Genomic DNA, 13,705 nt, shown 5'->3' with positions numbered 1-13,705 from the left:
AATGATGTGGAATTCTAACAATGCGCGTAGCTGATTTTAGCTTTGACTTACCTGATGAATTAATTGCTCGTTTTCCTAAAGCAGATAGAACCAGTAGCCGTTTATTGAGCTTAGACGGGCCGAGTGGTGCTGTTGAGCATAAAATATTTAGTGACATTCTTGAGCTTGTAAACGAAAACGACTTACTGGTTTTTAACAACACCAAAGTAATACCTGCGCGTATGTTTGGTCAAAAAGAATCTGGCGGTAAAGTTGAGGTGCTGGTAGAACGCGTATTAGACGAACACCGCGTGCTCGCTCACATTCGCGCGAGTAAATCGCCAAAGCCGGGTAATGTACTCATTTTAGAGGGCAAAGCAAAAGCTATTATGGTGGCACGCCACGATACGTTATTTGAGCTTGAGTTTGACCGCAGTGAAAATGTGCTCGACATTTTAAATGATGTGGGTCATATGCCGCTTCCTCCTTACATTGACCGCCCAGATAACGAAGCGGATCGTGAGCGTTACCAAACAGTATATGGTGAAAAGCCAGGCGCGGTTGCGGCACCAACAGCAGGCCTTCATTTTGACGATAAACTCATGACTGCGCTTAAAGACAAAGGCGTACAAATGGCGTTTGTTACCTTGCATGTTGGTGCAGGTACATTCCAGCCAGTTAGGGTAGAAAGTGTTGATGAGCACATCATGCACTCTGAATATATTGAAGTACCGCAAGATGTGGTGGATGCGGTTGCAAGCACTAAAGCCAAGGGCGGGCGTGTGATTGCGGTAGGTACAACTTCAGTTCGTTCACTTGAGTCGGCAGCAAAAATACATGGCGGCAAGTTAGATACTTACTTTGGTGATACCGATATTTTTATTTTTCCGGGTTATCAATTTAATGTTGTTGATGCCATGGTCACCAACTTCCATTTACCTGAATCAACCTTAATTATGCTGGTCAGTGCCTTTGCAGGACAAGACAATATTATGGGTGCCTACAATACTGCAATTGAACAACAGTATCGCTTTTTTAGCTATGGCGATGCAATGTTTTTGACCCGTAAATAATTTACAGCGTTATCGGTTTTTATTTTACTCCCAAGCACAGTGAATTTTTCACTGCTAATAGTAATAGGATGGTAAAAAGGGTAGAATCGAGCGGTTAAATTATAGCTTGTTGGACTGTTTTTCCGACACAGAGGATATTATGAAATTTGAATTAGACTGCACCGATGGCAAAGCACGCCGCGGTCGCTTGATTTTTGACCGAGGTGTAATAGAAACACCAGCGTTTATGCCTGTAGGTACTTACGGCACGGTTAAAGGCATGACACCTGATGAAGTTAAAGCAACGGGTGCACAAATCTGTTTAGGCAATACATTTCACTTAATGTTGCGCCCTGGCACTGAAATCATCAAACAGCACGGTGATTTACACGACTTTATGAACTGGGACTTCCCAATTCTTACTGATTCAGGCGGTTTCCAAGTATTTAGCCTTGGCGCAATGCGTAAAATCACTGAAGAAGGCGTAATGTTCCAATCGCCTGTAAATGGTGACCAAATTATGATGTCGCCAGAGAAATCAATGGAAGTGCAGCGTGATCTCGGCTCAGATATCGTGATGATATTTGACGAATGTACGCCGTACCCTGCCACCGAAAAAGAAGCCAAAGACTCTATGGAGCTTTCTCTTCGTTGGGCTAAGCGTTCAAAAGAAGGGCATGGCGACAACCCATCAGCATTGTTTGGTATTATTCAAGGCGGTATGTATCCTGAGCTTCGTGCACAATCACAAGCGGGTCTTGAAGAAATTGGTTTTGATGGTTATGCATTGGGTGGTTTATCGGTGGGTGAACCTAAAAATGAAATGATTAATATTCTTGATCATTGTGCTTATAAAATGCCAGAAAACAAACCACGTTATTTAATGGGTGTAGGCAAGCCAGAAGACTTAGTTGAGTCGGTTCGTCGCGGTATTGATATGTTTGACTGCGTAATGCCAACGCGTAATGCACGTAATGGTCACTTATTTATTACAACGGGTACCATTAAAATCCGTAACGCAGTGCATAAAACAGATACTGGTCCACTTGATCCTGAGTGTGATTGCCATACCTGTAATAATTATTCGCGCGCCTATTTGCATCATTTAGACAAATGTAACGAAATTTTGGGTGCACGACTAAACACTATCCATAACTTACGATACTATCAACGTGTTATGGAAGGTTTGCGTAATGCTATTAGCGAAGGTCAACTAGAGACATTTGTACACGATTTTTACGCTCGCCGAGGCCAAGAAGTGCCAGAGCTAGCTGATACAACAAATTAAAATTTAAAAATTAAAGAGGAAGTATTATGAGTTTATTTATTTCAAACGCGCATGCAAGCGCTGGCGCACCTGCGGCAGGCGGCGGTATGGAAATGCTAATTATGTTAGCGATTTTTGGTTTGGTTTTTTACTTTTTAATTTACCGCCCGCAAGCAAAGCGCGTAAAAGAGCATAAAAGCTTAATGAGTGCGATGGCAAAAGGCGATGAAGTGCTAACCCAAGGTGGTTTAGTGGGTAAAATCGTAAAAATTGCTGAAGATAAAGACTTCATCGTGATCTCATTAAATGAGCAAGCAGAAGTAACAGTACAAAAATCAGCAGTATCTGCTGTATTGCCTAAAGGCACAATGAAGTCGCTATAAAAATAATAAGGACGACCCCGTGTTAAACAAGTTTCCAATTTGGAAGTATTTACTTGTTTTAGCTGTGTTAGCCATTGGCCTTTTATATGCTTCACCAAACCTGTATGGCCGCGATCCGGCCATACAGGTTTCTGGCGCTAAAGGCACCGATGTTGACCTCAGTGTTGTAGACAAAGTAAACGCAATCCTCAAAAAAGATAACGTTAGCGCTAAATCGACAAAGCTCGAAGACGGGCAAATTCTTGTTCGCTTTAAAAACGTTGAAGACCAACTTAAAGCGCAAGACTTACTGCGTAACTCGCTTAGTAACGATTATATCTCAGCAATTAATATGGCTCCTGCACAACCGGCTTGGTTAAAGTCGCTGGGCGGTAATCCTATGAAGTTAGGCCTAGATTTAAGTGGTGGTGTGCATTTCACCATGGAAATCGATATGGTCACTGCGGTGGATAATCAGTTAGAGCAAATGGAGCAAGATTTTCGTAGCGACCTGCGCGAAGAAAAACTACGTTATCGTAGTGTGCGCCGTGTAGCTGGTACTGAGCGTATGCGTGTAGAAATGCGTAACGAAGAAGATAAAGACGCTGCAGAGCGCTTTTTAGAAAGCCGTTACCCATTAAACGTTTACATTGATGATAGCAGTAACGATAACGCATTCTTTGCCACTATGAGTGAGCTAAAGCTAAAAGAAATTCGTGACTATGCTATCAAGCAAAACGAAACTATTATTCGTAACCGTATCAACCAAATTGGGGTTGCAGAGCCAAACGTACAGCGTCAAGGTGCTGAACGTATTATTGTGCAATTACCAGGGATTCAAGATACCGCTCGCGCTAAAGAAATTTTAGGTGCTACGGCAACGCTTGAGTTTCGTGAGGTTGACGAAAATGCTGACATAAGCGCCGCTGCTCAAGGTCGTATCCCACCGGGTACTGAAATGATCATGAGTCGTGATGGTTACCCTGTAGTACTAAAAAAACGCATTATTCTTGAAGGCAGCCATATTACTGGCGCGCAGTCAGGTGCAGATGAGTACCAGCGTCCACAAGTAAGCATTAAACTCGATAGTAAAGGTGGGGCAAAAATGAATGCCTTTACCAAGCGTGCTATCGGTAAACGCATGGCTACCGTGTTTATTGAATACAAGCCATCAGGTAAAAAAGACAGTGACGGTAAAGCACTTCCGCCAATTAAAGTGGAAGAAGTTATTAACGTAGCAACCATTCAAGCGCGTCTTGACCGTTCATTCCGCATTACCGGTATTGATAACCCAGCTGAAGCACATAACTTAAGTTTACTACTTCGCGCGGGTGCACTGGTTGCGCCTATTCAAATTGTAGAAGAACGTACGGTTGGGCCAAGCTTAGGTCAAGAAAACATTGAAGCAGGTATGACCGCTGTAGCCTTAGGTTTTGCGTTTGTACTGGCCTTTATGCTTATTTACTACAAAGGTTTTGGTCTTGTTGCAAATATTGCACTGGCTGCCAACTTAGTACTTATTATCGGCGTTATGTCGTTAATTCCAGGCGCAACACTCACCCTACCAGGTATAGCCGGTATTGTATTAACCGTTGGTATGGCTGTTGATGCGAATGTACTTATTTTTGAACGTATTCGTGAAGAGCTGGCCGATGGCCGTAGCCCTCAACAAGCGGTTCATTTTGGTTACGATAGTGCCTTTAGTACTATTTTTGATGCCAATATCACCACATTAATTGCGGCGATTATCTTGTTTGCTGTTGGTACCGGTCCTGTTGCAGGCTTTGCGGTAACCTTAGCAATTGGTATTTTAACGTCTATGTTTACAGCAATTATAGGTACCCGTGCGGTGATCAACCTATTTATTGGTGGCAAACGTGTTGATAAACTTTCAATTTAAGGAGCAGACATGCAAATTTTAAGATTGGGCGGAAAAACCCTTCGTTTCATGTCTCTTCGAAAAGTGGCAATGGGCTTTTCTACGTTATTAATTATAGCGTCGCTGGCGTCACTTTTTGTTAAAGGCTTAAATTTCGGTTTAGATTTTACCGGCGGTACAGCAGTTGAGGTAGGTTTTTCACAACCAGCCGATCTGAAAAAAGTTCGTAATGTACTGGCTGAAAACGATTTTGCTGATGCATCGGTACAGCTTTTTGGCTCAAGCCAAGAGATACTGGTTCGTTTAGCCCCTCGCGGTGATGATGTAAAAGCAGAAGTGATTGGTAACCAAGTGATTGCTGCTCTTAAACAAGCTGATGATAGCGTAGTAATGCGCCGTATTGAGTTTGTAGGCCCAAGCGTAGGTGAAGACTTAAAAGAGCAGGGTGGCCTTGCCATGTTAACTGCGCTTATTTGTATCTTAATTTACGTGGCGTTTCGCTTTGAATGGCGTTTTGCTGTGGGTGCAGTTGGTGCGCTTTTACACGATGTAATTATTACGATTGGTTTGTTCTCGGTACTTGGTTTAGAGTTTGACTTAACTATTTTGGCAGCAATACTCGCCGTGATAGGTTATTCACTAAACGATACCATTGTTGTATCAGACCGTATTCGTGAAAACTTCCGTAAAGTACGTATTGACGACACTGTTGAGATTATTGATATCTCGCTTACGCAAACACTTAACCGTACCTTAGTAACCTCAATAACCACTATTTTAGTATTGATTGCGTTATTTGTATGGGGTGGCCAAACCATTCATGGCTTTGCTACTGCACTATTATTTGGTGTATTTATTGGTACTTATTCTTCAGTTTACGTTGCCAGTTCGGTAGCTATTGCCATGGGCGTAAGTAAAGAAGATTTAATACCAGAAGTGATTGAAAAAGAAGGCGCTGATTTAGATCCAATGCCTTAATTGAGATTAAATTATCCTTTTTAAAAAACCGCTCCTAGTGAGCGGTTTTTTATTGCCTCGTACATAAGTCACATAATAGTCATACTCAGTTGGTATTTTATTGCTCTTATTAAATTTTTATCCGAGCTAGTAGTGACAGAGCAACGACAAGTCTTAGAATCAATTTTACACCAAGGGGCAATAACAACCTTGTTCCAACCTATTTTCGATATAGCTAAGCAATCTATTATTGGGTATGAAGCGCTGAGTCGAGGCCCTAAAAATGGTCCGTTAGCCATGCCAAATAAGCTATTCGAAACGGCTCATAAATACAAATTGATCTCAGAGCTTGAGCTTTTATGCCGCTCTCGCGCCATTGAAAATTTTGTAAAACTCAGTCTACAAGGGAAGTTATTTTTAAATGTCAGCCCAAAAATTTTACTCGATCCGAGTCACCCTAAAGGCGAAACCTTACATTTAATTGAGCAGTTTGGTCTTGCAGCCAATCGTGTGGTGATTGAAGTCACCGAACAAGAAAAGGTAGATGATGGTTTTTTACTGTTAAAAACCATCGCGCATTATCGAGAGCTAGGCTTTACTATTGCTATTGACGACCTCGGTGCAGGTTATTCCGGACTAAAGCAATGGTCGCAGTTATGCCCAGATATTGTAAAAATTGATCGTTACTTTATTGATCATTGCGATCAAAGCGAAGTTAAAAAAGAATTTTTAAAATCAATTATGGTGTTAGCGCGGGCAACAAATACAGCGGTGATTGCAGAGGGAATTGAACGTCCTGAAGAGCTAGATTTAGTCAAAAGCATAGGCATAAATCATGTTCAGGGGTTTTTGTTAGAAAGACCGAGTCAACAGCCAAGTTATGACTATAACTGTAAACAGTTACAATCACTCACTTCGACCCAAGCCGCCTCAAAGTTTGAGCAATCAATGGCAATAGGTGTGCTTGCTGTTGCTCAGCCTGCTATTAGCAGTCATACGCGTTGTAAAGAAGCTCATGCACTTTTTGAGCAAGACAAAAGCACAATCAGCTTACCGGTATTAAATAGCAGTCAGCAGCCAATAGGGCTGTTACACAAAGATCAGCTAACAGAAGTGTTTGCCGCGCCTTATGGGCACGCGCTTTATGATAAGTGTGAAGTCACAGAGTTAATGGATAAACAACCTCTGGTGGTTGATGAAAATCAAATGCTTGATATTGTCTCCCAGCAAATAACAGAGCAAGATTTTGATATTCGTCGTCATATTGTTATCACCTGCAACAATAAATATTTAGGCTTGGCACCGCTCAGAGACATACTAAAGCACATTACAGCAGAAAAAATCCGCCACGCCCAACATGCTAACCCTTTGACCATGTTACCGGGTAATGTGGCAATTAGTGAGGTAATAGAGCAGCGTCTGCAACATAAACAGCCATTTTCACTAGCCTATATCGATTTAAATCACTTTAAACAATTTAACGATTTGTATGGTTATGCCAGTGGTGACAGCGTGATAAAACTTCTGGCCGATGTGACTGTAAAAGCGTGTGCGCACAGCGCTAACTTTGTCGGCCATATTGGCGGCGATGATTTTATGGTGGTGTTTGAAAAAAAAGATGCGGTGGAAGTTTGTAATACTATTATCACGCAATTTGAACTGCAGTCACGCGTGTTTTTTACGCCAGAGCATATTGCTGAAAAAGGGTATTGGGCAACTAATAGAGAAGGCGAAAAGCAGTTTGTGCCTTTACTTACATTATCGATAGGTTTAGTTGAGCCTGATCTGCAGCAGTGTAAAAATAGTCATCAAGTGGCGGCATTAGCAACCGATGCAAAGAAGGAAGCTAAGCGCTTCAAACACAGCTACCTATTTATTTGTAATCGCAGAAGACCCGCTCCCGCTGTTGTACGTTTATCCAATAGTAAAAAAAGTGGCTAACAAAAAGCAAAAAAGGAGCCAAGGCTCCTTTTTTTAGTACGTAATTACGATTAACGTAATAACGACTCAGATAATACTGGACGCATTTCACGAACGATCGCTTGTGTTAGCTTAGGTGCACCACAGATTACGTTACCGCTCACGTTGTAGTTATTACCGCCAGCAAAATCAACAACCATGCCGCCAGCTTCTTTAACTAATAACTCACCTGCTGCTGTATCCCAAGGTTTTAAACCAATTTCAAAGAAACCATCAACACGACCCGCTGCAACATACGCCATATCTAGCGCAGCAGAGCCTGCACGACGAATATCAGCTGTGTGAACAAATAACGCTTTAAACGCTTCAGAATAGGCATCTAAGTGATGTTTTTGTTTGAAAGGAAAACCTGTAGCAAGAACAGAACCGGCAAGTTCAACCGTTTTAGATACGCGTAAACGTTTGCTGTTTAACTGTGCGCCTTGACCGCGAGAAGCAGTGAAAAGCTCACCACGAATTGGATCGTAAATTACTGCTTGGTCTAAACGACCTTTAACTTTAAGTGCAATAGATACTGCGAAATGAGGGATACCCTTGATGAAGTTAGTTGTACCATCAAGTGGGTCAACAATCCATTGGTAATCAGCATCCTTACCTTTGTGTTCGCCTAACTCTTCACCAACAATGCAGTGATCAGGGTAAGAACGTAAAATAGTGTCACGAATTACGGCTTCGGCTTCTTTATCAATGTTAGTAACTAAATCGTTGGTGCCTTTTTGTTGCACTTCAACTTTTGATAAGTCTTCACTTGCACGAAGAATAAGTTTGCCTGCGTTACGCGCAGCGCGAACCGCAATGTTTAACATTGGATGCATGGTATTACCTTTGGGTTGTAAAAGAACGTTTATATATTTAAGCCGGCGTATTTTAGCGGTTTTTGCCATAAAGTAAACCATAAAGCCTAAATACTTGTGAGTGTTTTTTGTACAGCTATGATCTTTCACTACATTTCTTGAAATAAAAACAAGCAATAAATTTATGAATGAGCACTTTACCTAAAGTTAGCTTGAGGTTTTATGATGTTCTATATTCAATTAACAGGAAGAAAATTATGAAATTAGAACACGTAAATTTAGTTGTCAGTGATATAAACGCCATGCTTAAGTTTTACCAAGCAGCGTTTCCCTATTGGTCAATTAGAAGTGAGGGAGAAGGAAGCTGGTATGGTAAAGCAAGACGCTGGATACACTTTGGTGATAACGAGCAATATATTGCTATTAGCGATCATGGAGAAGGTGAAAACCGTGACTTATCAGGGCATCAAATTGGTTTGGCACATTTTGCTTATGTCACTAATAACTTAAATGCAGTAATAACGCGCTTAAAGCATGCGGGCTTTGAAATAAGTAAGCAAGGCGCTGAAAATCCATTTAGGAAGAATATTTATTTTATTGACCCCGCAGGGTTTGAGGTTGAGTTTGTAGAGTACATGAGTGATATACCCAGTGAGCGTAATAACGATTTATAATATGGATGAAGCCAACTATTTTGGCTTCATCATAAATTAGCATATTTAAAAATGTTTACTATTCATGCCAAGTTGAGTTTTTAAATCATTTGCAAAGCTAATAAATTTTTCTTTAATAGTGCGTTTAACTTTAACTTCCACAGAGCCTAAAACAGTTTTTCCTTCAATGTGAATTGTTGGCCCTTGGCGTTTATTGAGTGATACGGTTTTATTTTCAAAACTGCCTAAAATACAAAACATTTTAGAAACTACATTAACGTGCTCTGGTACATATATTTCTTCGCTACCAAAGTAACAATTAACGTGAATAGTGACATGTTGGTGGGTAAAAATAGCATCCGTAAAATCAAGATTGATAGATCCCATGTAGTTTTCTATATAAATGTTTTGAGGAACGACCCATTGGCCGCTTCGTTCACTTGAACCAAGAATGCTTCTTAATGTAAGTGGTTCTTCACTCCCCTCATGCTGCGAACCATAGTTAGGTGCAAACTGCGAGTGCTTTTGCGCCTTGTATTGCTGGTCAGTATTTAAGGTTAAATCTTCAACGAGATCCATAAGTGCTTTATTGTCACTCGCTGCCATGGCGTCGTCTAAGCGTCGTTCAAATGCTTCTACAGAAATGACACCATGGCTGTAATTATAAATGAGCTGATCAATCACTTGCTCTCGAACTTGCTCAATAGGGCGGTCTTCAATTTTAACAGACATTTAAATTATCCTTTTATGGTTGCTGGTTATTTCAGAGCAAGCCTTATACCAAATATTAACTCATTTAAAATCAGTGTATTATGATTTGCTGTGTTCTTTCGTGTTACTATATTAACGACAGATTAACCAAATATACAATTATTTAGTAAGTTTCGCTATTCGAGAAACTTTTACGCAATACTCGGTAAATGTTTACTTTGTAGGTTTAAGTCAGTATCGGTAGTTTTAACTTAAGTCATTGAAATTTAAGTGTAAAAAATATTGGCCCGATGTTCGCATTAGTTTAAGTGTCTTTAATCAAAAGGAGAACGATTATGAAAACATTTAATAAGTCTATGATTGCAGCCCTAGTATTAGGAACAACCGCAATGGGCGCTCAAGCAAGCAGCTGGGAAAACGAAAGCAAAGATGCTTGGATTGATGGAAAGGCAGAAACAGTACTGCTGATGAACACTAACCTGAATAACTTTGACATCAACACGGACGTAAAAAATGGCAAAGTAATGCTAACAGGTAAAGTTAATAGCGAAGTAGATAAAGAGCTTGCTGAAGAGCTTGTGCTAAGCCTAGATGGTGTAACTGAGGTTGAAAATGATCTAACTGTTATTGAGCTCAAGGATGCAAAAGATTTAACAACAGTTGATCAGATGAATGCTAAACACCACGATTCTACTATGATGGATAGCGACACTGAAAGTGATTTAACCGATGCGAAAATTACCACCGTAATTACCACTCGCTACTTATTTGATTCAGAAGTCGGTGGTACAGACATTGATGTTGATACTGATAACGGTGTAGTTACCCTAAAGGGGACTGTGGAATCGGATGCTGAAAAACAACTAGCGATGGAAATTGCTAAAAACGCAGAAGATGTTCGCGAAGTAGTTGATGAATTAACTGTTATTGCAGAATAATACACTATACTAAAAGCCCAGCCTTGCTGGGCTTTTTGCTTTGCTAACGTTAGAAGGGTTAAATTATGGATATCATCAGAATTATTTTTTCTATTTTATTACCACCACTGGGTGTATTTTTACAGGTGGGGCTAGGGATGCACTTTTGGTTAAATATTCTGCTAACCTTGCTCGGCTATTTCCCAGGATTAATTCATGCGATTTATATTATTGCCAAGAAGTAATGCAGTAGCTTGACTGGACATTTAACACTGAGTTGCTAAGTGCCAACAAAGGTATGTGTATTAGCCACTCAGACTGTAATTTAATAAATGGATTCGTTTTAAAAGTCATCACCATTAAAATCTCAAAGCCTACTATTTGAGCAGTTAGCCCCTTGATTGTTAAAATAAAGCTTTTTGCTAGTGACAAGCCCCTAAAAACTTTTTATACTGCAACCCGCTTTAGTCGCTCTGTGGCTAAACGCCTCAAAAATTAACTGCTTACAGTTATACAAAGTTGGCCCCTTAGCTCAGTTGGTTAGAGCACACGACTCATAATCGTTAGGTCCCCAGTTCGAGTCTGGGAGGGGCCACCACTTTTACAAGCTTTCCAAGTAAATAGAAACTCATCTTCCTCGTTTATAAAATTCGTTTTTATTATTTCTATCGTATTTTTACCAGTGCACTGATTTTTGTATTAATTCTATTGAATACATTGCAATAAACACAGTTGGATCTACTATTAAAGTGTTATGGGGTTTTATTATAAAAATCTTTACTTTATGACCTTTAATGTCGCTACTGTTAATAGTGTGCAGTATATAAAATTTCGCTTAGTTACTCCTTAGGTGCTCTATGTTATTAAAACGAAAAGTTTACCTCAGTCTTATTCTGGCTGTTGTTGCTCCTTTAGCAATATCTACGCTAATATTTTCAAATAGTATTCGCTCAAATACAGAAGAAAAGCTAGCTAGAGTAGATCTACCTACAGCGCTTAGTGAAGTGAAAAGCCAAATTGAATTAGAGCTTTCTACACCTATTATTGTTGGTAAAGAAATAGCGCAAAACTTATTTGTGCAGCAATGGATGAATAATAATGAAGATGCGCAAAGTCGCGGTAAATTTATTGATTACCTCAAACATATAAAAAATAAAAACCAAGCCAGTAACGCATATATTATTTCTAAAAATTCCCGTAACTATTACACCGATGAAGGTATTTCTAGGCAAATAGACAGCAGCGATACTTGGTTTGATACTTTTTTAGCATCGGATAGGCCATTTGAAGTCGCGCTCGATATAGATAAAGGTAGCTCTGAGGTAATGGTATTTATTAATTATGCCATTGAGCTTGATGGGCAACGACAAGGAATTGCCGGGATAGGCCGTTCGCTCGATTCTATGGTGGAGCTCATAAGCGAATATAGAATTGGCGAGGGCGGCATTGTTTATTTGGCCTCTGGTACTGGCGAGATTATGTTGCATGGTGATAAAACTAAAATAGGGCAATCTGTTAACTTAGCGCCAATTAAAAATGGGGCAATTCAAAGTAAAGTAATTGATGGCGATGACTATGTTGTCTCAAGTACACCAGTAAACTCTTTAGGTTGGCACCTAGTCGCTGAGATTCCCCAAGAGCAATTATATGGCCCAATTAATAGCGCTATTAATACTAATATCATTTTTGGTGTAATTATTGCGCTTGTAGGTTTAGCGTTAGCACGTGTGTTGGTCGGGCAAATATTTAGACCCATTGAAAACATTACTGCAGCGGTGAACGCATTAACAGAAAAAGATGGCGATTTAACAGCACGACTCCCTACCGACGATAATAATGAAATTTCTGATTTAGCGATTAAATTTAACCTGTTTTTAGAGCAGTTACATTATATGTTTAAACAGGTTTCTGAGTCGGCAATTCATGTTAAAGATATTTCGCATGATGTACTTGAGCAAGTGCAAGGCGCGGCTAATTTAGCTGAAGTGCAATCATCGAGTACACAAACGGTGGCGGCAGCGGTTAATGAGATGGAAGTTACGGTTCAAGATATTTCCGGCAGTGCCAGCAATGCGGCAGATATTGCTACTAAAACCGAAGAAACTACGCATAAAGGCGTTGATTTTGTGCAAAGCACAATTAAACAAATGGAGCAGCTGGAAGCATCGATGGCCAATTCTGTGGCCTCAGTGTTAGAGCTCTCGACAGAGATTAAATCAATTTCTCATGTATTAGATGTTATTAAAGGGATTTCTGAGCAAACTAACTTATTGGCGTTAAATGCGGCAATTGAAGCGGCGAGAGCTGGCGAGCAAGGGCGTGGTTTTGCAGTAGTTGCTGATGAAGTAAGAACGCTTGCACAGCGTACTGCGGAGTCTACAGAGCAAATTAATGAGATGATTGCTTCGTTAAATGCTAAAGCTTCAAGCACGGTAACTGCGATTGAATTGGGCAGCAAAAACACCTTAGAAAATGCCGAGCGATTAAAAGAAACAGGCCATACATTAAATGGTATTTCACAGGAAATTGTACTGTTAAGCGAGTTAAATAACTCAGTTGCTACTGCAACGCGAGAGCAAACGTTAGCAACCTCAGAAATTAGCCAAAATATTGTGATGATTTCCGACTCGGCAGAGCAAACCAAAGAAAATATGAAAAAGTCAGAGCAGCTTTGTAATGGCTTAAATAAAGAGTCGAATATTTTAAGGGATTTACTAGGTAAGTTTACGCTTTAACCGCGGTTTTATAAAAATCAGCCGAACAGGGATACCATCATAGTTATAGAGCACTGGTACTATAACTATGATGTTTTAATGGCGGTTAGTTTTTACGATAAATCTCGTGATTCATTTCGTAAATATTAACGCTTAAACTGTCAGAGGCTCTGCAATATGTTTGCAGGCACGCTAGTAACTGCTCACTTAGTTTTTGCTTTTGCTCAATAGAACGCCCAGCCATAATATGCACTGCAATATGTATAAACCCTTCTTTACCTACACCTAATTGGTAATGTTGATACGCAATAGCACGAGTTTTTATTGTTTCTAAATCAAATAAGCCACTTTCAAATGTTGTTGTGTGGATTTTTTCCACTAGAACCTGAGGTAATAAAGGTAGATCTTCTGAGTGTTCAATAATAATGTGTGGCATTTAG

The 13,705-nt window shown here is 40.1% G+C and carries 13 protein-coding genes and 1 tRNA gene; 11 read left to right on the top strand and 3 right to left on the bottom strand.

The genetic code is table 11. The annotated features are described in order from the left end of the window. Window positions 1-20: 20 nt before the first annotated feature. The 6 genes from queA (at window position 21) to B1F84_RS13665 (ending at window position 7,437) form a co-directional block, all read left to right on the top strand. Complete coding sequence (gene queA, locus B1F84_RS13690; RefSeq protein ID WP_008466350.1) at window positions 21-1,052, top strand: tRNA preQ1(34) S-adenosylmethionine ribosyltransferase-isomerase QueA; 1,032 nt, start codon at window positions 21-23, stop codon at window positions 1,050-1,052. A 139-nt stretch (window positions 1,053-1,191) separates the two neighbouring features. Continuing rightward, window positions 1,192-2,319: a tRNA guanosine(34) transglycosylase Tgt gene (gene tgt, locus B1F84_RS13685; RefSeq protein WP_008114828.1), complete on the top strand. Its 1,128-nt coding sequence runs from the start codon at window positions 1,192-1,194 to the stop codon at window positions 2,317-2,319. Window positions 2,320-2,345: 26 nt separating this feature from the next. Further along, window positions 2,346-2,681 carry a preprotein translocase subunit YajC gene (gene yajC / locus B1F84_RS13680; RefSeq protein WP_010391747.1) on the top strand — a complete coding sequence of 112 codons (336 nt, stop codon included), beginning with the start codon at window positions 2,346-2,348 and terminating at the stop codon, window positions 2,679-2,681. Window positions 2,682-2,700: 19 nt separating this feature from the next. Further along, a complete protein-coding gene (secD, locus tag B1F84_RS13675; RefSeq protein WP_008114832.1) occupies window positions 2,701-4,560 on the top strand; it encodes a protein translocase subunit SecD in 1,860 nt (619 codons plus the stop codon). A gap of 9 nt (window positions 4,561-4,569) precedes the next feature. Further along, window positions 4,570-5,517, top strand: a complete 948-nt coding sequence (secF, locus tag B1F84_RS13670; protein WP_076919407.1) for a protein translocase subunit SecF — start codon at window positions 4,570-4,572, stop codon at window positions 5,515-5,517. Between the two features lie 132 nt (window positions 5,518-5,649). Further along, window positions 5,650-7,437 carry a bifunctional diguanylate cyclase/phosphodiesterase gene (locus tag B1F84_RS13665; RefSeq protein ID WP_131691741.1) on the top strand — a complete coding sequence of 596 codons (1,788 nt, stop codon included), beginning with the start codon at window positions 5,650-5,652 and terminating at the stop codon, window positions 7,435-7,437. 50 nt (window positions 7,438-7,487) lie between these two features. Here B1F84_RS13665 and suhB read toward each other — a convergent pair whose 3' ends face one another. After that, window positions 7,488-8,291, bottom strand: coding sequence for an inositol-1-monophosphatase (gene suhB / locus B1F84_RS13660; RefSeq protein ID WP_010391751.1), 804 nt, complete (start codon window positions 8,289-8,291; stop codon window positions 7,488-7,490). A gap of 236 nt (window positions 8,292-8,527) precedes the next feature. Between suhB and B1F84_RS13655 the strand changes: the two genes are divergently transcribed. Further along, window positions 8,528-8,944, top strand: a complete 417-nt coding sequence (locus B1F84_RS13655; protein WP_131691740.1) for a VOC family protein — start codon at window positions 8,528-8,530, stop codon at window positions 8,942-8,944. Between the two features lie 45 nt (window positions 8,945-8,989). On the opposite strand, the gene B1F84_RS13650 is transcribed toward B1F84_RS13655, so the two are convergent. Next, the gene (locus B1F84_RS13650) at window positions 8,990-9,655 is read right to left on the bottom strand and encodes a LiaF domain-containing protein (RefSeq protein WP_131691739.1); all 666 of its coding nucleotides are present in this window, start codon (window positions 9,653-9,655) and stop codon (window positions 8,990-8,992) included. 314 nt (window positions 9,656-9,969) lie between these two features. On the opposite strand from B1F84_RS13650, the gene B1F84_RS13645 reads away from it, so the two are divergent. From B1F84_RS13645 to B1F84_RS13630, 4 genes are all read left to right on the top strand, one after another. Then, window positions 9,970-10,572: a BON domain-containing protein gene (locus B1F84_RS13645; protein WP_131691738.1), complete on the top strand. Its 603-nt coding sequence runs from the start codon at window positions 9,970-9,972 to the stop codon at window positions 10,570-10,572. Between the two features lie 65 nt (window positions 10,573-10,637). Beyond that, window positions 10,638-10,796 carry a YqaE/Pmp3 family membrane protein gene (locus B1F84_RS13640; RefSeq protein ID WP_008466367.1) on the top strand — a complete coding sequence of 53 codons (159 nt, stop codon included), beginning with the start codon at window positions 10,638-10,640 and terminating at the stop codon, window positions 10,794-10,796. Between the two features lie 276 nt (window positions 10,797-11,072). Beyond that, window positions 11,073-11,149 (top strand) — tRNA-Ile (locus B1F84_RS13635). Window positions 11,150-11,408: 259 nt separating this feature from the next. Then, window positions 11,409-13,286: a methyl-accepting chemotaxis protein gene (locus B1F84_RS13630; RefSeq protein WP_131691737.1), complete on the top strand. Its 1,878-nt coding sequence runs from the start codon at window positions 11,409-11,411 to the stop codon at window positions 13,284-13,286. Between the two features lie 85 nt (window positions 13,287-13,371). Here B1F84_RS13630 and B1F84_RS13625 read toward each other — a convergent pair whose 3' ends face one another. Further along, window positions 13,372-13,701, bottom strand: coding sequence for a 5-carboxymethyl-2-hydroxymuconate Delta-isomerase (locus B1F84_RS13625; RefSeq protein WP_008114843.1), 330 nt, complete (start codon window positions 13,699-13,701; stop codon window positions 13,372-13,374). Between the last annotated feature and the right edge of the window lie 4 nt (window positions 13,702-13,705).

It is taken from the genome of Pseudoalteromonas sp. DL-6 (assembly GCF_004328665.1).
Taxonomy (GTDB): Bacteria; Pseudomonadota; Gammaproteobacteria; order Enterobacterales; family Alteromonadaceae; genus Pseudoalteromonas.
The sequence above is the reverse complement of the archived record's forward strand: the minus strand, read 5'-3'. Positions and strand labels throughout refer to the sequence as shown.

Bases quoted from the DNA above. Each gene is read 5' to 3' on its own strand.
- queA (WP_008466350.1), top strand. From the start codon at position 21: ATGCGCGTAGCTGATTTTAGCTTTGACTTACCTGATGAATTAATTGCT.
- tgt (WP_008114828.1), top strand. From the start codon at position 1,192: ATGAAATTTGAATTAGACTGCACCGATGGCAAAGCACGCCGCGGTCGC.
- yajC (WP_010391747.1), top strand. From the start codon at position 2,346: ATGAGTTTATTTATTTCAAACGCGCATGCAAGCGCTGGCGCACCTGCG.
- secF (WP_076919407.1), top strand. From the start codon at position 4,570: ATGCAAATTTTAAGATTGGGCGGAAAAACCCTTCGTTTCATGTCTCTT.
- suhB (WP_010391751.1), bottom strand. From the start codon at position 8,291: ATGCATCCAATGTTAAACATTGCGGTTCGCGCTGCGCGTAACGCAGGC.
- B1F84_RS13655 (WP_131691740.1), top strand. From the start codon at position 8,528: ATGAAATTAGAACACGTAAATTTAGTTGTCAGTGATATAAACGCCATG.
- B1F84_RS13650 (WP_131691739.1), bottom strand. From the start codon at position 9,655: ATGTCTGTTAAAATTGAAGACCGCCCTATTGAGCAAGTTCGAGAGCAA.
- B1F84_RS13645 (WP_131691738.1), top strand. From the start codon at position 9,970: ATGAAAACATTTAATAAGTCTATGATTGCAGCCCTAGTATTAGGAACA.
- B1F84_RS13640 (WP_008466367.1), top strand. From the start codon at position 10,638: ATGGATATCATCAGAATTATTTTTTCTATTTTATTACCACCACTGGGT.
- B1F84_RS13630 (WP_131691737.1), top strand. From the start codon at position 11,409: ATGTTATTAAAACGAAAAGTTTACCTCAGTCTTATTCTGGCTGTTGTT.
- B1F84_RS13625 (WP_008114843.1), bottom strand. From the start codon at position 13,701: ATGCCACACATTATTATTGAACACTCAGAAGATCTACCTTTATTACCT.